The sequence below is a fragment of the Limnohabitans sp. 2KL-1 genome, from assembly GCF_003063435.1.
Classification (GTDB): domain Bacteria; phylum Pseudomonadota; class Gammaproteobacteria; order Burkholderiales; family Burkholderiaceae_C; genus Limnohabitans_A.
In genome coordinates this window covers 743,804-760,047 of record NZ_NESL01000001.1, presented here as the reverse complement: position 1 = coordinate 760,047, position 16,244 = coordinate 743,804, and the positions used below count along the sequence as shown (strand labels likewise).

Here is a 16,244-nt window from a genome sequence, read left to right as displayed (position 1 = left end):
CTTTTTGCTTTCAAGTGCGCATAGGGGTTTGCGCGGCAAATTTTTTGAATCTGTTCAAGAAGGCTTCAGCAGAACTTGGCAATGGTTTGGAAGGTGCATACAAAGTGACCACTTCGCGGATGACCTGGGGGTTGGTCAAGGGTCTGGCCGCGATGCCCTGAACGTCTGCTCTGGCCAGGCTGTAGGCGGGCAACACCGACACGCCCAGCCCCGCACCGATGAGGCCCAAGGCTGTGTGGATGTTGGCCACTTCGTATTCCAGTCGCAATTGGCCTGCCCAGCGCTGCATGGGTTTTTCCAGCAAATTGCGCAGGCCTGTGCCCGGCTTGAGCAAGATCAGCGGAAACTCCACCAGATCGGACCACTCCACACTGTCCATGGCCGCCAGCGCATGGCCTTCGGGACAAGCCACGCACAGCGCATCCTGAAAAATGACTTCGGATTTCAAGTCACGGTTTTCCTGACCGGATGTGCACACGCCGATATCGGCTTGCCCTGAGCGGACCGCTTCGGCCACGTCGGCCACCGGCACGTCCAGCAACTCGACGCGCACCCCGGGAAATTCCAGGCGGAATTGCGAAATGACGGTCGGCATGAGGCTGGCCGCCAGCAAGGGCGAGGTGGCAATTTTGAGCACCTCGCCTTGCTTGAGGTGAGTGGCCTGCAGCAATCTGACCGTGCTGTCGAGCTGGTCCAGCGTGCGCAATGCGGTGGGGAGCAATTCAGAGCCTGCGTCGGTCAGCATCACACGGCGTGTGGTGCGCTCAAAAAGCCGAAGGCCCAGTTCTTCCTCCAGGCTGCGGATCAGCATGGACAGGGCCGAGGTGGTGAGGAACAGTTTTTCGGCCGCCCGCGTCATGCTTTGCTCTTGTGCGACAAAACAAAACGCGCGCAGTTGGCGCAAGGTCAGGTGGGTGTGCAGCATCCGGTTGATTGTCAGGCCATCCGCAGAGCCTGATCAAGTGCATTCACAGGCCGGGTCTCCGGCTGTTTTATTCAGGCTGCATGCCGGTCGCTTTGGCAATGCGGGCGTAACGGCTGGACAAATCGCCAATGCGTTGCTGAGCCGCTGAGCCCGTCAGGCCTTCGTAAAACAGGTCCAAGTTGGCCAGTCGCGCCTGGATGTCAGGCCGCTGGAAGGCTTCGGCCATGGCTTTTTGCAAGGTGTTAACGACCGCATCGGGCGTGGCGGCGGGCACCATGGCCACATACAGCACCTCCAGCTCCAGCCCCTTGAGGCCCAGTTCCGCCACGGTGGGCACGTCGGGTGTCAGTCGGGAGCGTTGACGGCTGGTGACGGCCAGGGCGTTGATCTTGCCTGCCTTGACGTGCGGCAGCATGCCGGGGGTGGCCAGCACACCGGCATCCACTTCACCCGAGAGGATGGCGGTCACGGCCGGGTTGTTGCCTTTGTAGGGCACATGCTGGATTTTGATGTTGGCAGCATCCGTGAAAATTTCAACCGCCAGATGGCCCGGGCTGCCGTTGCCACCGCTGCTGAAGTTGAGCGTCTTGGCTTTGCCTGCGGCCACCAGCTCTTTCAGGGTTTTGATCTGGGTGCCCGGAAAGCTGCCCACCAGCAGGCCGGACGAAGCCATGACCATGACCGGTTTCAGATCGGTGGGCTTGAACGGCAGGCTCTTGTAAATGTGGGGGTTGACAGTGAACGCCGTGTCAATGCCAAACAAGACGGTGTAGCCGTCAGCGGGGCTTTTGGCCACCATGTCCACACCCACATTGCCACCCGCACCGGCCTTGTTGTCCACGATGAAGGTTTGCTTGAGTGCGCTTTGCAGCGCTTCGGCCATCGTGCGGGCCAGGATGTCAGATGGACCGCCCGCAGGAAAGTTGTTGACGATCTTGACCATGCGGGCTGGATAGGCGGGCGTTTGTGCCGCAGCAGGCACCGTGATCCAGAGAGCGGACAAGGCACACAGGCTGCATGACAACCATCGAAACAAGGGGGATTTCATGGATGACTCCTTTAAAAAACGATGCGGTCTGCCGCGTTGCGCACGGCGCGTTCCAGGCTGTAGACGGTGAGTGCCGAGGTTTTCGGGTTGTCGGCCAGCGGCAAGTTTTCCAGCGTCAATTCCATCCGGCCAAAGGCCCCGCGTGCCACCACAGTGTGCACATTGCGCGCCACGCCGGGGTCGGCGATCAGCTCGACCTGCGTGCGGTCCAGGCCCAGGCCCGCCAGCGAAACGGTGGCGGCCACATTGGCGTTCTTGGGAAAGTCTTGCGCCGCCTGGCGTGCAGAGCCCCTGAAAATCACTTGCGGGCTGCTCAGATTTGCCAGATCACACACTTTTTCGGCGGGCGTGCCCGTCCAGCTCATGGGGGGTTTGCGGCCCACATAAGTCACCTCGTCCAGCCCACCCAGGCGGGCTGCGGTCAAGGCGTCAATGCCGCCGATGGCCCCCGACACCAATTGCACCCGTGAGTTCCCTTGGCTGGCGGCCGACTCCAACCTGCTGAGCAAAGCCGGGTCGTGCAAGGCACCGACCGAAGCCATCACGCAGGGAACGCCCGCTTGCAGTGCAGGCACCAAGTGCGCATCGACGGCCGAGTGCCCGGCGCACTCCACCACCAGATCGGGGCGCTGTCCGGGGCTCAAGTCCAGGGCCGCCAACACGCGGGCCTGGGGGGCCAGTTGGGCGGCAGCGCTTTGCAAGGCTTCAGACGGCGATGGCGGCACGACCACCTGGGTCAGCACCAGACGGCTGTCGGTGCCCAGCTGCTTGGCCAGCGCCTGGCCGATCGCGCCGAAGCCGACCATGGCGATGTGGCGTGTGGTGGGCTGCTGCATCAGCGCACCGTCTGCGGAAACTGCGTGGCACAACGCGCATGCCAGCTGCGCCAGTCGCGGCCGGGGTGCACTTCACCGCAATGTGGACAGGTGCGCGTTGCGGCGTCGGAGTCGTAAAAAGCGGCGTAGGCCTTGGGCAAGTCTTCCACGATGCTTTGCAACTGCAATTCACGGCGCACCACCAGACCGCCGCAACCCGCGCAATACCACTCGAAGGCGTCCAGCGCGCCCACCGGGCGGCTGCGCTCCACCACAGTGCACAGGCTGCCGGGCTCGGGGCGCTGGGGCGAGTGGCGGACATGGGCTGGCAACAAGAACACATCGCCTTCGCGCAGCACCACGCGCTCGAACTTGCCGCGATCAGCGATCAGCAGCGAGGCATTGCCCTTGAACTGGTGAAAGTACTCTTCATAAGGGTCGTCGTGGAAATCGGTGCGCTCGTTCGGGCCGCCGACCACGGTGCAGATCAGGTCGGCGTTTTTCCAGATCTGCTGGTTGCCCACGGGCGGCTGCAGGCGCGCCTGGTTGGCGTCGAGCCATTGCTGAAAATTCAGGGGCTGGCTGTGGTGGTCATAAGACACGGGATGCGATGAAGACGACATGACAGGCTCACTTTCTGAGAAAGGAAAAAAAACGTTGAATCCAACTTTGCAGACGGGCCAGTAGGGTCCGCACTGCATGGCCAGCACCGGGTGCTGCAGACGGCGTCTGGCCATCCGGTGCCTGCAGCAAGGCGCTGAAGCGCCGGAAAAACTCTTCGCTGAGCTGGCGCGCACTGGCCTCCACCAGCCGGTTGCCAAACTGAGCCAAACGACCACCCAGCTGCACCTGCACCCACCAATGCAACACGGTGCCGCCATCGGCTGCGGGCTCAAAACGCACTTGGGCCGTGCCCTGGCCGCTGCCCAAGGCACCGGCCTGACCGACAAAGCCCAAGGTCAGCGATTCGGGGGCGCGCAGCTTGCTCAAAGTGACCTCGCTCTTGAAGCGGACCGACAGCGGGCCCAAGCCCACTTTGACGGTGGCTTCGTAGGCCTCGGCGCTGCGCTGCACCAGCGCCTCACAGCCAGGAATGCTGTGCTGAAGAAAAACGGGGTCGAGAATGGCTTGCCAGACCCGTGCAGCAGAGGCCGCCAAATGCTGGCGACCGCCAAAGCCATCGCGTGCCGCAGGCGCTGAAACAGCTTCGGCGGATTGGCCTGTCGAGGGCTCAGTTCCAGACGTGGCTGACAGGGCTTGGGGCTGTGCGCGGCGCATCAGCGGTGCCTTGGGCGGCAAGCGGCTGCCCGAAAGTTCAGCCACACAGCGGCGCAACAACACATGCGCCAGATGGCAACGGTAGGCGGCTGTGGCGTGCATGTCGCCCAGCGCCTCCAAGCCCTCGGCCTGGGCAGATGCCGAAGTCAAGGTCTCCAAAGCCGCCAGATCAAACTGTGCCGACAAAGCCTGCTCGGCCTGGGGCCAACGCACCACACCAAAACCCAAGCCCGTCACCGCCACACGCACGCGCTGGCCCAGCTTGGCCACCGCCACCCCGGTCAGCGCAAAGCGCGACGCAGGCTGCTCGAACTTGATGTATTGAATGCCCGTGGTGGGCGGAAAGCGCACGCCCAAAATCAACTCACCCGCCGTGAGCGCGGTGGTGTACAGGCCCTGAAAATAAGCATCGGCTTCGATCTCGCGCACCGAGGTCACCACCGTGGCACCGGCCGCCAACACGCCCGCAGGCCAGCACGCGGCAGGGTCGTTGTGCGCGAGCGAACCACCGATCGTGCCCATGTTGCGCACCTGCGCATCGGCGATGTGGCCGGCCAGTGCGGCCAGACCGGGCGCAAAGCTGCGAACCACTTCGCTGGCGGCCACACTGGCATGCGTGGCCATGGCGCCGATCCACAAGGTGGTCTGGCCATCGGGGCCGGGTTCAAGGCGAATGTCCCGCAGGCCGGGCACGTCCTGCAAGTCCACCAGAGCGGTCGGGCTGGCCATGCCCAGCTTCATGGCCGCCAGCAAGGATTGCCCTCCGGCCAGCCAGACAGTGCCGCCATCGTCGTCCGGATTTTGTGGCGCAGACGGCTGGATCAGTGCCAGTGCGCTGTCCAGTGTGGCGGGGCGGAAAAAATCAAAGCGGTTCATGACGTGCCTGCCTGGCGCATTGCCACCAAGCCTTCGCAGACGGCCTTCACGATGCCTTCATAACCTGTGCAACGGCACAAATTGCCACCGATGGCCTGGCGCACCCACTGTGGATCGATGGGGTCTTGCGCTGCTTGGGGTTCATCGGCCAAGGCCACAGCCCGCATCAAAAAACCCGGCGTGCAAAAGCCGCACTGCAAGGCGTGGTGCTGGCTGAAGGCCTGCTGCATGGGGTGCAGCTGGTCAGGCGCTTCGGCCAGCCCTTCAACAGTGCGCACCGCACGGCCTTGCACCTGCAAGGCCAGCACATTGCACGACTTGACCGCCCGGCCGTCGACCTGCACCGTGCAGGCACCGCATTGGGCCGTGTCGCAGCCTTGGTGCGTGCCACGCAAGCCCAGCGCATCGCGCAGGCCATCGATCAGCAAGGTTTGCGGTTCAAGCTGCAGCGCATGCAACTGGCCATTGACCTGCAACTGGATGGGACGGCTCATGGGCGCACCCTCGCCACGCACAGCGCGGTGCCGGGTCGTTTGTTCAGACGGGCGGACTGCATGCGCTGTTCCTCAGGCCAGGCGCAAACCGGAACGCTCGAAGGCCTGGCGGGTGGCTTCCAGTTCGGCTTCGGTCATGTTCAGCAAAGGCCGACGCACCTTGCCGCCGTGCTGACCCAGCAAGTCTTGCCAGGCCTTGCCGTGGGCTTGCGGCTTGCCTTTGGGCTTGCTCTCGCGCAGGGCCTGGCGCACAGGCTCCAGGCTGTCACGCACTTGGCGCGCCTCGGCGTGTTGGCCGGCAAAGGCCAGGCGGGTGTATTCGTTCATGCGCTGGTCAACCTTGGTCTGCAGCAAGAACGGCGGGGTGGAGCACAGGTACAGTTTCCAGCCCAGCTCGATGATGTTGTCCAGCCAGTCGTGTTCATCGGGGTTGCTGACGTGGATCTTGTCACCGACCATCTCGGTCAGGCGCTTGTAATTGGCGCGGTCGGTGCTGTACTTGATGGCCACCACGTTGGGCAACTCGGCAATGCGGGCGCACAGCTCGGGGCTCATGGTGTAGCCGCAATCGGGGTGGTTCCACATGGCCAGGCCGATGTCGAGTTTGTCCGACAGGTGGCGGTAGTACTCGTAAATGGTCTCGTCGGTGTCCGCGCCAAAGTGCAGCACCGGGCTGTGCACGATCACGTAGTCGGCACCGATGTTTTGCGAGTGCTGGGCCAGGTCCAGCACCACATCGAGGTTGGTGTCCGAGCACGAGGTGATGATGCCGCAGCGGCCAATGCCACCCCGGTCGCCTGCCGCCTGAGCGGCCTCAACCGACAATTCCATCAAGCGCTTGCGCTCGGGAATCGACATGGAAAAGAACTCGGCCTGCTTGCCCGCAATGAACAAACCGCCCAGCTGAAGGTCCTTGATCCAGTGGTCCAGGTTTGCGCGGTAGGCTTTTTCGTCGATGCGCAGGTCGTCGTCAAACGGGGTCAGGTTGGCGGCCCAAACGCCGACCAGGTGTTCGCGGGCGTATTCCTTGGCTTCTGATTTTTTGTAATCCATGGGGTTCTTTCAAGGTGATGAAGTGAAAAAGTGAGTTGGGTCAAACTTGGCCGTTCATGGCGCGCCAGAACTGCTCTGCCGTCAATGGAAATTGAAGTGGGCATTCGCCCAGGGGCGACAAGGCGTCACGCGCGGCATTCATCAAAGCCGCTGGCACGCCAATGCAGCCCGCCTCGCCCACGCCTTTGGCGCCCAGCAGGTTGTTCGGGCTGGGAATGGCAAAGCTGTGGATGTCGATGGCGGGCATGTCATCGGCACGCGGCACGGCGTAGTCCATCAGCGAGCCGGTGATCAGCTGCCCGGCCTCGTCGTACACCAGCTTTTCAAACATCGCCTGGCCCAGGCCCTGGGCCAGGCCACCGATCAGCTGGCCTTTGGCCAGTTCGGGGTGAACGATGTGGCCCGCGTCGTCGGCCCAGACGATCTGTTCAATGGTCGGGCGGCCCGTGTCGCGGTCCACCGACATGCGGGCGATCACGCAGCCATAGCTCCAGCTTTCTGCAGCCGTGAAGCGGCCCCCGGCCGACAGCGGCAGGGCCTCGCCAGCTGCACGCCGGGCTTTGAGTTCGTTGCAGGCCTGCACGATGGCGCTGCCCGCAATGGCGGTGCTGCGGCTGGCCAACGCGCCCACACCGGGCGGGCACAGCGCCGTATCGCCATAAATCACCGTGACCGCTTCCGGGCTCAGGCCCAGCGCCTGCGCCGCTATGCGCGCATAGGTGGTGCTGTGGCCTTGGCCCTGTGCGGGTGAACCCGTGGCCACGGTGACCGTGCCGTCCTCGTGCCAGTCGACATGGGCCGATTCCCAGCCGGTACCGCAAGGTTCGACATACAGCGCCAGGCCAATCCCCACCACCTCGCCTTGCGCACGCCGCTGTGCCTGCAGCTGGCGCTGGCGTTCGTAGTCAAAGCGTTCGCAGGCCTGCGTCAGGGCGCGCAGGTAGTCGCCGCTGTCAAACACTTCGCCGGTCGGTGTGGTGTAGGGCATGGCCGAAGCTGGCACCAGATTGCGGCGGCGCAATTCAACCGGGTCCATGCCTGCAGCGCGGGCGGTTTGTTCGACCAGCGTTTCCATGAGCAGGGCGGCTTCGGGGCGGCCTGCGCCCCGGTAAATCGTGACCGGCGCGCTGTGGGACAAACCGGCGCTGCCCTGCACGTCCAGCTTGGCCACGCGGTAGGGGCCAGGCAGGATGCGGGCCGCGTTGCGCAAAGGGGCCACCGCCGAAAACGGCAGCCAGGCCCCCACGGTGAAACGCAAATCGGCGCTCAGCGTGTCAAAGCGGCCATCGGCCGACAGGCTCAGGCTTCCCTTGAGCCGAGCGCCCCGGCCGTGCATGCCGGAGGTGAATTCTTCAGAACGGGTGGACTGCCAACGCACGCTGGCCCGTAGCAGCCGGGCGGCCAGCACGATGGCCAGATCTTCCGGACACACCGAGGACTTGGCACCAAAGGCCCCGCCCACATGACCCGAGATGACGCGCACACGCGCCTCTGGCCAAGCCAGGGCCGCCGCGATGTCGGCTTGCGCACGCGAGGGCGATTGCGTGCCCAGCCAGACCGTCAGACTCTCGGGCGAATCGTCGCTGGCATGCACCCACTGGGCCAGCATGCCCCGGGGCTCCATCGACAAGGCCAGCACACGCGGCACATCCAGCTCAACTTCGCAGGTGATGGATGTTGTGGCTGCGGGCTGGAAACGGGCCGCGTCTTCAAACGGGTGCGAGACTTGGGTGACCGACTCGGTGCCTGCAAAGGCGAGCACGGGGGCCAGTGGCTCGATGTCCAGTTGCACCTTCTGCGCTGCGTGTTGGGCCTCGGCCAGCGAACGGGCCACCACCAAGGCCACGGGTTGCCCCACGTAAAAGACCACATCGCGCGCCAGCACGTCCATCTGCGGCGCGTGCGTGATGGGCAGCAAGGGGTTGGGCGGTGGCAAATACACCGCCTGCCCCGATGGGCTGAGCGTGGCAGCGGTCAGGACGGCCACGACGCCCGGTGCACCTTCGGCCCCCTGCGTGTCGATGGCACGCACTCGCCCGTGGGGCATGGGCGAACGCACGAACACGGCGTGCAGGCAGCCCGGTGTCATCACGTCGCCTGTGAAGACGCCGCGCCCGGTGAGCAGCGTGGGATCTTCGCGTCGTAAGGGAGTGAATGTTGTGCTGGGCATGGCGTGGATTGAACCAGCGCCTCAGTCAACAGGCAATCGAATTGTTTTGAAGGATTTTCAAGTTAATTGACACAATCCCCGGCGGCCATCGATCAAACAAACGATCAGACAGACGATCACGTCATCCATCAAGCCGTGATGATCCAGCCTTCGAGCGGGTCACACGGCGGCAAGCCGTATTGCGGGTGCCCGGCTTCGTGCTGGTGTTGCGCCCAGGCCGCTTGCATCAGGCACAAGGTGGCGTCGAGCGCGTCGCCGCTGGCGTCATCGGCCAGGCGGCCCAGCAGCGCGTTGCTGGCCACCAGGCGCAGGCCCAAGCGGGTTTGGCCGCGCTCCAGCGCACCCAGCAATTCGCGCCGGGCCAGCAATCGCTCGGACGTTTGCTTGGCTTTGTCGTCGCTTTTGTAGCTGCGGTTACCCAGCACCTCGCGCGCCAGCAGGCCGGGGTAGGCCTCCAGCGCCACGCGACGGGCATCGCCCGCGTGCAGGCCAGGCAAGTGCACGCCCGCCTGGCGCAACAGAGGGACACCCGCGTGCAGCATGTAGGCCACAGGCGGGTTGACCCATTTCATGGAGGGGCTGGAGCCTGCGGGCTTGTCGGCAACGCGGTGCGCAAACTTGCCACCCACAGGGCGGGCGTTGCAAAACGCTGCAAACTGTTCACGAATGTGGGCGCGCTCCAAGGCGCAGTAATGGTCCATGCAGGCGGCCCAGTCGGTGGGCCAGCCCAGGGTCTCAACCAACTCGCGTGGCAGGCCAAAGGGCAAATCAAAACCGCCCACCCAGTCGGCAGACTGCGCCAGCCATTGGCCAAACGCGTTCAGGGTGTCAAAGGTGTGCAGGGCTTGCAGCTGCACCCTGCCCTGCCGGGCTTGGCCCAGCGCCAGCACGATAGGTTTGCGTTTGGACGGGCTGCTGGAGAAATCGCAGCCGATCAAAGAGGGGGAAGGTTCGAGGTGCTTCATGACCACTCAACCCACGCCCAATGCCATGACGCCTGCGGCGATGAGCACTGCACCTGCGATGCGTGGACCACGGTCTTTCTCGCCCAACAGGTGGCCACCCAACAAGGCGGCAAACAGCATGGACACTTCACGCGCCGGGGCCACATGCGACAGCGGTGCCACCTGCAGGGCATACAGCACCAACACATACGACACGGGACTGAAGATGCCCACGATCAAGGCATAAGGGCGCTGCTGACGCCACAAGCGCGTCACCTCGGCACGGTCGCGCAGCAAGGTGGGCGTCAAAAACACCAAGCGCACCAAATTGCCAAAGTAGTCCACCAAAATGGGCGACATCAGCGCCACCTTGACGGCATAGCCATCGACCACGGTGTAACTGGCAATGAACAGGCCGGTGATGCCGCCATAAAAAATGCCGGTGCGCACACGCGCTTGCTTGTTCGGGTCGTGCGCCGCCTTCCACAGCTCGGGGCCACCCGCAATCAGGAACACGCCCCCGACCACGCCCAGAATGCCCACCAGGCCCAACGCCGAAATTTGTTCACCCAGCAAGGCAATGGCCACCATGGACGACAGCAGCGGCCCCGAGCCTCGCGCCAGCGGATAGACCACCGTGAGGTCGGCCTTGCGGTAGCCGCGCAGCAACACGATGAAATAGGCGATGTGCAGCAAGGCACTGGCCAGCACCAGGCCCCACTCCAGCAGGCCCCAGGCGGGCACCTGCTGCCAGCCCACCCACAGACCCACGGGGGCCCAGAACACCATCAACACCACCGAAGTGAAGGCGACAAAGCGCACATCGCCCCCGGCCTTTTTGGCGGCGATGTTCCAGCTGGCATGGATGAAGCCGGCCAGAATGACCAGGGCAAGCGCACTCAGGGGCATGGGCGTGAAAAAGCCCCTTGCGGGGCTTGGGGGTGAGTGGGCGTTTTAAGCCCGGCCGATGATGGAGGCGGTGGCCATGAGCTCTTCGAGCAGAGCCAGTGAAACTTTGCCCGAGACGCTGTAAGGGTCCAGCTCGGCGCGCTCGGAGTATTTGAGCAAGATATTGGTGTTGACACGGGACGCATCGACCTGGCCCATGGTCCAGCCGCCAAAGCGGCGTTCGGAAATTTCTTCGTAATGCAGCAAGACCACGTCTTTGTGGCGCACGTCTTTCTGAATGTGACCATACAGGTCACTCACGGCATTGCGCCCGCCTTCGATGGCTTGCAAGAAGATGCCACCGCCGTAGCACAGGATGCCGGTGATACCGCTGCTCGGGTTGAATTGACGCGATTGGGCCAAGATCGAATTGATGGTCTCGGGGGTCGAGTCCACCACACGGCTGGCGTAAAGCAGGCGTACCAACATGGTCAGTTCTTTCCAGGAATCAAGGACAAAAATTCACGGCGCAGGTTCGGGTCTTTGAGGAAGGCACCCCGCATGACCGAGTTGATCATCTTGCTGTCCATGTCCTTGACGCCGCGCCAGCCCATGCAGTAATGGCTGGCTTCCATGACGATGGCCAAGCCGTCGGGTTGGGTTTTGCGCTGGATCAGGTCGGCCAATTGCACCACGGCTTCCTCCTGAATCTGGGGGCGACCCATGATCCATTCGGCCAGACGGGCATATTTGGACAAGCCAATCACGTTGGTGTGTTCGTTGGGCAGCACGCCGATCCAGATCTTGCCGATCACGGGGCAAAAGTGGTGGCTGCAGGCGCTGCGCACGGTGATGGGGCCCACGATCATCAGCTCGTTGAGGTGCTCGGCATTGGGGAACTCGGTGATTTCGGGGCCTTCGACGTAGCGGCCCTTGAACACTTCCTTCAAGTACATCTTGGCCACACGGCGAGCGGTGTCGCCGGTGTTGTGGTCGTTCACCGTGTCGATCACCAGGCTGTCGAGTACGCCTTCCATTTTGGCGGAGACTTCGTCCAGCAACTTGTCCAACTCACCGGGCTGAATGAACTCGGCGATGTTGTCGTTGGCGTGGAAGCGTTTGCGGGCGGCCAACACGCGCTCGCGGATTTTCACGGACACAGGTACGCCTTCGTCTTCGGGCGTGGCGGCAGAAGCAGTCATGGCGTCTGGGGCTTTCATTAACATGGGGAAGATACTACCAGCGATTGATCGGCGCACGCCGATCAGGGACATCGGCCTGGGCAGCATCAATACCGGTAACCCGTCAGGAACAGCGCCAGCCGCATCAGACCAAAAGCGATGCGGTCGCGCAGGCGCTGGTGCCAACGCCGCTGACTGTGGACATCCATCACCACCGGGGTGCTTTGCGTCTGAATGACTTGGCTCAGGCGCTGGTGCAGGCGCTGCACGAAAGCCCGGTCGGCCACCACCACATTGGCTTCACGTGCCAGCAGCAAGCTCAAAGGGTCCAGGTTGGACGAGCCCACCGTGGCCCAGGGCCGTTCGTTGTCGGGATCGACCACCGCCACTTTGGCGTGCAAAAAGCTCGCGTCGTACTCAAAAATCTCAACCCCTGCATCGAGCAAGCTGCCATACACCGGACGTGCCGCGTGGTACTGCATAAAGTATTCATAGCGCCCTTGCAGCAGCAGGCGCACCCGCACGCCACGCTGCGCGGCATGCACCAGCGCCTGTCGCAAACGGCGTCCGGGCAGGAAATAGGCGTTCGCTATCACCACCTCGTGGCGGGCAGAGCCAATCGCCTTGAGGTAAGCGCGCTCAATGCGTGCACGGTGCAACAAGTTGTCCCTGAGCAGCAAACCGGCACGGCTGGGGCCAGACAAGCCCTCAGACTCCAAAGTGGCGCGCTGCCAGGGCAAGGACATGCCTGCCGTCCTGAAAAAATGGATGGCTTGGGGAATCTGGCGCATGCGGACTTTTTCGCCCACCTGCAAACGCCACCACAGTTGGGTCATGGCCTCCTGGATGTGCTGCACCAAATCGCCCTGAACACTCACGGCGAAATCCAGACGCGGACGGGTCAGGCGACCATGGTGTGGGTCGTACCAGTCGTCCAGAATGTTGATGCCGCCACAAAATGCGGTGCGTCCATCCACCACACACAGTTTGCGATGCAAGCGACGCCAACGACTGGGAATGAGCAAACCCAAAGCCCCCAAGGGCGAATAAACGCGCCATTCCAGCCCGGCACGGTCAAAACGATCTTGCCACTCGACAGGCAGCTGGCCTGTACCCACCCCATCCACCACCAGCCAGACCCGCACACCACGCAAAGCCGCCCGCTCCAGCGCCTCGGCCACGATGAGGGCGGCACCATGGAAGTCAAAAATATAGGTTTCCAGCAGCACCTGCGAATGCGCCTGTTCCAGTGCCATGACCAGGGACTCGAAATAGGCTTGCCCGCCTTCGATCAGGCGAATCCGATGGCCATCGCGCAGGGCGTTGTGGCGCATGCTCAGCTTTCCCAGGCGAATTCGGCCACCAGCGGCAAATGGTCCGACATGCGTTGCCAGATGCGCCCTGAAGGCACCATCGCATGGATCGGGGTCAGTCCACGGGCATACACATGGTCGAGCTGGTTCAAGGGCAGGCGTGAGGGGTAGGTGGGTGTGGGCTGTTCACGCCACTCCCGAAAACCAGCGTCGGCCATGCGTCGGCCCAAGCCCGTTCCCCAATCGTTGAAGTCGCCGGCCACCAGCACCGGTTCCTGGTCCGGAATGTTTTGTGCCATGTAAGCCAGCAGCCACTGAACCTGTCGCACGCGGCTGGCAGGCACCAGCCCCAGATGGACCACCAGCACGTGCACCACACGGTCCACCACCTGAACCTGCGTGTGCAGCATTCCGCGTTGCTCGAACCGGTGGTCCGAGATGTCGCGGTGCTGGTGCGACAGCACAGGCCAGCGCGAGAGCAAGGCGTTGCCATGCTCGCCATGCCGGGTCACGGCATTGGTGCGGTAGATGGCCTCGTAGCCCTCGGGCGCGAGGTACTCGGCTTGCGGCATCTCGGGCCAATGGCTGAAATAAGCCGCTTCACGGCGGTGCATGCGTCGCACCTCCTGCAGACACACCATGTCGGCATCCAGCTGCTCAACCGCATGGCCCAGGTTATGGATTTCAAGGCGCCTGGCGGGACCAAAGCCCTGCACACCTTTGTGGATGTTGTAAGTGGCCACCCGCAGCACCGGGTGCTCATGACGCTCGGGGGTCATCGTGGCACCGGCCCCATGAAGCGGGGCAGCATCAGGATCGCCTCGGCGTTGGATGGAGAAAAACACTGGTCAGCCGCGGCATGCCATGGCAGCCAGACCGATTCCGTGTGCTCTTGCGGACTCAACACAATCGGCAGGCGCTTGGGCACTTGCAAGCCAAATACCCGTTCCGTGTTGCGACTCACCTCGGGGGCATAGCGCCAGCGCCAAGCCGGATAGATGTCGTACCGGTTTTCCAGTTGCCAATCCTGCAAATGGCAATGCGGGTTTCGGGCATCCAGACCGGTTTCCTCTTGCACCTCACGGGCGGCCGTCTCGGCCCAGCTTTCATCCAGGTGGTCTTTGCTGCCCGTCACCGACTGCCAAGTACCCGAATCAACGCGCCGGATCAACAAAACATCCTGCGCGGGCGTGTAGATCACCACCAGCACCGATTGCGGAATTTTGTAAACAGCGGAGGCGGGCATGGGCAAGGGATGCTCCGGGTAGGGACTCAAGACCGATTCATTGTAGTCAGCCCCTTTGTGGGTGCTTTATGCCAGATCAAACCCGTCAATGACCCACGTCCTCAGGGTCTCAGCACCTCAACCCCGATGCCGACGGGGCAACACTGCCTGAAGCTGATTTTTTTGCAACGGCTTGGACAGGAACGCATTCATGCCCGCGGCCATGGTCTGCTGCACGGCATCGTTCATGACATCGGCCGTCAAGGCCACGATGGGCACCTTGCCGCGCGCGCAAGGCAAGGCCCGAATCTGACGCGCACTGGTCAGACCGTCCATCACCGGCATGTGGATGTCCATCAACACCAGGTCAAAATCGGTTTGACTGGCCAACTCCAGTGCCTGCTGCCCGTTTTCGGCGAAGCTCACTTGGTGGCCCATGCTCTGCAACAGCAGTCCCACCACTTTGCGGTTGACCGGATGGTCCTCGGCCACCAGCACATGCAACGCCTCGTCAGGCCCTGTTGCACCGACTGCATGGGATGCTGCCGTTGACTCGGTCGGCACCGGCACCGCGGGCACCGGCGTCGCCTGCGACACGGCAGCCTCCGAGGGCAGTGATGCCAGCGGCGTGATCAGGTTCAGACTGAACACAGAGCCCTGCCCCTGTGTGCTGCGCGCCGTCAGATCGCCCCCCATGAGGCGCGCCAGCGATCTTGAAATTTCCAGCCCCAAGCCCGAACCCGATTGCTTGCGGGTCAACGAAGCATCGCCCCAATGAAATCGTCCAAACAAACCTTTCTGGGTCGCCTCGGACATGCCCACACCGGTATCGGTCATGTCCATTTGCCAATGCACCGCCTCGCCCTGAACCGCACATCTGACGCACAGCTCGATCTGCCCCTGCTCGGTGTATTTGACCGCGTTGTCCAGTACATTGAACAGGATTTGCCGCAACCGCAGCGGGTCCACCCTCACCCGGCCGGGCGGCCACACATCCCCCGTCAAATGCATTTGCAGGCCTTTTTGGGTGGCCTTCACCGCCATGAAACTGAGCACTTCGCGCAAAAAAACCTGCATGTCGACCGGTTCGGATCGGATCTGGATTTTTCCTGCCTCCAGTGCGGCCACTTCCAGCACATCGTTGAGCACATGCAGCAAATGCGCTGCGCTGCCCTTGGCGGTCTGAACCAGGTCCGACTGCTGCGCGTTGAGGGTGGATTTTTCGAGCAACCCCAGCATGCCCAAGATGCCATTGAAGGGCGTGCGCAATTCGTGGCTCATGTTGGCCAGAAACCGGCTTTTACCCAGGTTGGCGCTTTCTGCCTGTTCCTTGGCCTCTCGCAGCTCGGCGTGCAGCAATGCCTGCGCCCTTTGGGCTTGCGCCTGCCTGCGATCATGCACATACAAACCCGCGGCCCCCACCATCAACCCCACAATCTGGGCCAGCGTCAGCCAAAAAATCCACTGGCTTTGGGTGCGCACCGTCAGCACCTGGTTCTGCACCCATTGGCCCATGACCATGTCAGACGCCGAATTCAAGGCCTGCACATCGGGTGCCATCTGCTGCAACTCCTTCAGCAAGAGCGGCCAAGCGGTGGATGCCCAGTCGCCCTGATCGACCAAAGGCGTTGATCTGGACACCCAGCTGAGCAGGTGCGGTGCCAAAGACGTGTACTCCTCACGGTGGTGCACCCTCACCAAACTCGGGCTGTTCAGCAGCAAATCAACCCGGCTTAGCAAAATGTCGAAACGCAATGCACGCTCTTGTGCCAGATCCGCAGGATGGCCGTCCACACGGGACATGACCGCATCAAAACGCCAAAGCTCGCGCTCCAGATGCGTCGTCATGGCCGTCAGGGAGTCTTCCTGCAAACGGGCTGCAGCCTCCAAGGCCTGGGCTTGTCGCCATTGGACGGTGGTGGCAACCACCAGAGCGAGGATCACCAGGCCCGCGATCAGCGCCAGACCCCAAAAAAATCGGGACGGCGCCCAACCGGCGCGCGCTTGGGGATCTGACTCAGTGGCGGGCATCGG

The 16,244-nt window shown here is 62.9% G+C and carries 16 protein-coding genes and 1 pseudogene; all 17 read right to left on the bottom strand.

Going from position 1 to position 16,244, the window contains the following annotated elements; genetic code table 11:
- Positions 1–10: 10 nt before the first annotated feature.
- Positions 11–925: a LysR family transcriptional regulator gene (locus tag B9Z47_RS03530; protein WP_108329814.1), complete on the bottom strand. Its 915-nt coding sequence runs from the start codon at positions 923–925 to the stop codon at positions 11–13.
- 67 nt (positions 926–992) lie between these two features.
- On the bottom strand, positions 993–1,973 hold the full coding sequence (locus tag B9Z47_RS03525; protein WP_108329813.1) for a tripartite tricarboxylate transporter substrate binding protein: 981 nt from the start codon (positions 1,971–1,973) through the stop codon (positions 993–995).
- An 11-nt stretch (positions 1,974–1,984) separates the two neighbouring features.
- Positions 1,985–2,809 carry an aspartate dehydrogenase gene (locus B9Z47_RS03520; protein WP_108329812.1) on the bottom strand — a complete coding sequence of 275 codons (825 nt, stop codon included), beginning with the start codon at positions 2,807–2,809 and terminating at the stop codon, positions 1,985–1,987.
- On the bottom strand, positions 2,809–3,411 hold the full coding sequence (locus B9Z47_RS03515) for a 3-hydroxyanthranilate 3,4-dioxygenase (RefSeq protein WP_108329811.1): 603 nt from the start codon (positions 3,409–3,411) through the stop codon (positions 2,809–2,811). Before B9Z47_RS03515 ends, B9Z47_RS03520 begins: the two co-directional genes overlap by 1 nt.
- Positions 3,412–3,418: 7 nt before the next feature.
- A complete protein-coding gene (locus tag B9Z47_RS19165) occupies positions 3,419–4,111 on the bottom strand; it encodes a CoxG family protein (protein ID WP_369911706.1) in 693 nt (230 codons plus the stop codon).
- Positions 4,103–4,942: pseudogene (locus tag B9Z47_RS19160) on the bottom strand (xanthine dehydrogenase family protein subunit M); the annotation flags it as partial. The pseudogene B9Z47_RS19160 and the gene B9Z47_RS19165, both read right to left, overlap by 9 nt.
- Positions 4,939–5,436: a (2Fe-2S)-binding protein gene (locus tag B9Z47_RS03505; RefSeq protein WP_108330073.1), complete on the bottom strand. Its 498-nt coding sequence runs from the start codon at positions 5,434–5,436 to the stop codon at positions 4,939–4,941. The gene B9Z47_RS03505 and the pseudogene B9Z47_RS19160, both read right to left, overlap by 4 nt.
- A gap of 72 nt (positions 5,437–5,508) precedes the next feature.
- Positions 5,509–6,489: a dihydrodipicolinate synthase family protein gene (locus B9Z47_RS03500; protein WP_108329810.1), complete on the bottom strand. Its 981-nt coding sequence runs from the start codon at positions 6,487–6,489 to the stop codon at positions 5,509–5,511.
- Between the two features lie 40 nt (positions 6,490–6,529).
- Positions 6,530–8,659: a xanthine dehydrogenase family protein molybdopterin-binding subunit gene (locus tag B9Z47_RS03495; RefSeq protein WP_108329809.1), complete on the bottom strand. Its 2,130-nt coding sequence runs from the start codon at positions 8,657–8,659 to the stop codon at positions 6,530–6,532.
- A 128-nt stretch (positions 8,660–8,787) separates the two neighbouring features.
- A complete protein-coding gene (locus B9Z47_RS03490) occupies positions 8,788–9,624 on the bottom strand; it encodes a DUF429 domain-containing protein (RefSeq protein WP_108329808.1) in 837 nt (278 codons plus the stop codon).
- A 6-nt stretch (positions 9,625–9,630) separates the two neighbouring features.
- Positions 9,631–10,512, bottom strand: coding sequence for an EamA family transporter (locus B9Z47_RS03485; RefSeq protein WP_108329807.1), 882 nt, complete (start codon positions 10,510–10,512; stop codon positions 9,631–9,633).
- 45 nt (positions 10,513–10,557) lie between these two features.
- A complete protein-coding gene (locus B9Z47_RS03480) occupies positions 10,558–10,980 on the bottom strand; it encodes a BLUF domain-containing protein (protein WP_108329806.1) in 423 nt (140 codons plus the stop codon).
- A 2-nt stretch (positions 10,981–10,982) separates the two neighbouring features.
- A complete protein-coding gene (folE, locus tag B9Z47_RS03475) occupies positions 10,983–11,711 on the bottom strand; it encodes a GTP cyclohydrolase I (RefSeq protein WP_108329805.1) in 729 nt (242 codons plus the stop codon).
- A gap of 68 nt (positions 11,712–11,779) precedes the next feature.
- A complete protein-coding gene (clsB, locus tag B9Z47_RS03470) occupies positions 11,780–13,006 on the bottom strand; it encodes a cardiolipin synthase ClsB (protein WP_108329804.1) in 1,227 nt (408 codons plus the stop codon).
- A gap of 2 nt (positions 13,007–13,008) precedes the next feature.
- Positions 13,009–13,764: an endonuclease/exonuclease/phosphatase family protein gene (locus tag B9Z47_RS03465; RefSeq protein WP_108329803.1), complete on the bottom strand. Its 756-nt coding sequence runs from the start codon at positions 13,762–13,764 to the stop codon at positions 13,009–13,011.
- Entirely contained in the window at positions 13,761–14,231 is a 471-nt protein-coding gene (nudB, locus tag B9Z47_RS03460) for a dihydroneopterin triphosphate diphosphatase (RefSeq protein ID WP_108329802.1), read from the bottom strand. Before nudB ends, B9Z47_RS03465 begins: the two co-directional genes overlap by 4 nt.
- A gap of 117 nt (positions 14,232–14,348) precedes the next feature.
- Positions 14,349–16,241 (bottom strand): response regulator, encoded by a 1,893-nt coding sequence (locus B9Z47_RS03455; RefSeq protein ID WP_108329801.1) that lies wholly within the window; start codon positions 16,239–16,241, stop codon positions 14,349–14,351.
- Positions 16,242–16,244 lie beyond the last annotated feature (3 nt).

Bases quoted from the DNA above. Each gene is read 5' to 3' on its own strand.
- B9Z47_RS03530 (WP_108329814.1), bottom strand. From the start codon at position 925: ATGCTGCACACCCACCTGACCTTGCGCCAACTGCGCGCGTTTTGTTTT.
- B9Z47_RS03525 (WP_108329813.1), bottom strand. From the start codon at position 1,973: ATGAAATCCCCCTTGTTTCGATGGTTGTCATGCAGCCTGTGTGCCTTG.
- B9Z47_RS03520 (WP_108329812.1), bottom strand. From the start codon at position 2,809: ATGCAGCAGCCCACCACACGCCACATCGCCATGGTCGGCTTCGGCGCG.
- B9Z47_RS03515 (WP_108329811.1), bottom strand. From the start codon at position 3,411: ATGTCGTCTTCATCGCATCCCGTGTCTTATGACCACCACAGCCAGCCC.
- B9Z47_RS03505 (WP_108330073.1), bottom strand. From the start codon at position 5,436: ATGAGCCGTCCCATCCAGTTGCAGGTCAATGGCCAGTTGCATGCGCTG.
- B9Z47_RS03500 (WP_108329810.1), bottom strand. From the start codon at position 6,489: ATGGATTACAAAAAATCAGAAGCCAAGGAATACGCCCGCGAACACCTG.
- B9Z47_RS03495 (WP_108329809.1), bottom strand. From the start codon at position 8,659: ATGCCCAGCACAACATTCACTCCCTTACGACGCGAAGATCCCACGCTG.
- B9Z47_RS03490 (WP_108329808.1), bottom strand. From the start codon at position 9,624: ATGAAGCACCTCGAACCTTCCCCCTCTTTGATCGGCTGCGATTTCTCC.
- B9Z47_RS03485 (WP_108329807.1), bottom strand. From the start codon at position 10,512: ATGCCCCTGAGTGCGCTTGCCCTGGTCATTCTGGCCGGCTTCATCCAT.
- B9Z47_RS03480 (WP_108329806.1), bottom strand. From the start codon at position 10,980: ATGTTGGTACGCCTGCTTTACGCCAGCCGTGTGGTGGACTCGACCCCC.
- folE (WP_108329805.1), bottom strand. From the start codon at position 11,711: ATGAAAGCCCCAGACGCCATGACTGCTTCTGCCGCCACGCCCGAAGAC.
- clsB (WP_108329804.1), bottom strand. From the start codon at position 13,006: ATGCGCCACAACGCCCTGCGCGATGGCCATCGGATTCGCCTGATCGAA.
- B9Z47_RS03465 (WP_108329803.1), bottom strand. From the start codon at position 13,764: ATGACCCCCGAGCGTCATGAGCACCCGGTGCTGCGGGTGGCCACTTAC.
- nudB (WP_108329802.1), bottom strand. From the start codon at position 14,231: ATGCCCGCCTCCGCTGTTTACAAAATTCCGCAATCGGTGCTGGTGGTG.
- B9Z47_RS03455 (WP_108329801.1), bottom strand. From the start codon at position 16,241: ATGCCCGCCACTGAGTCAGATCCCCAAGCGCGCGCCGGTTGGGCGCCG.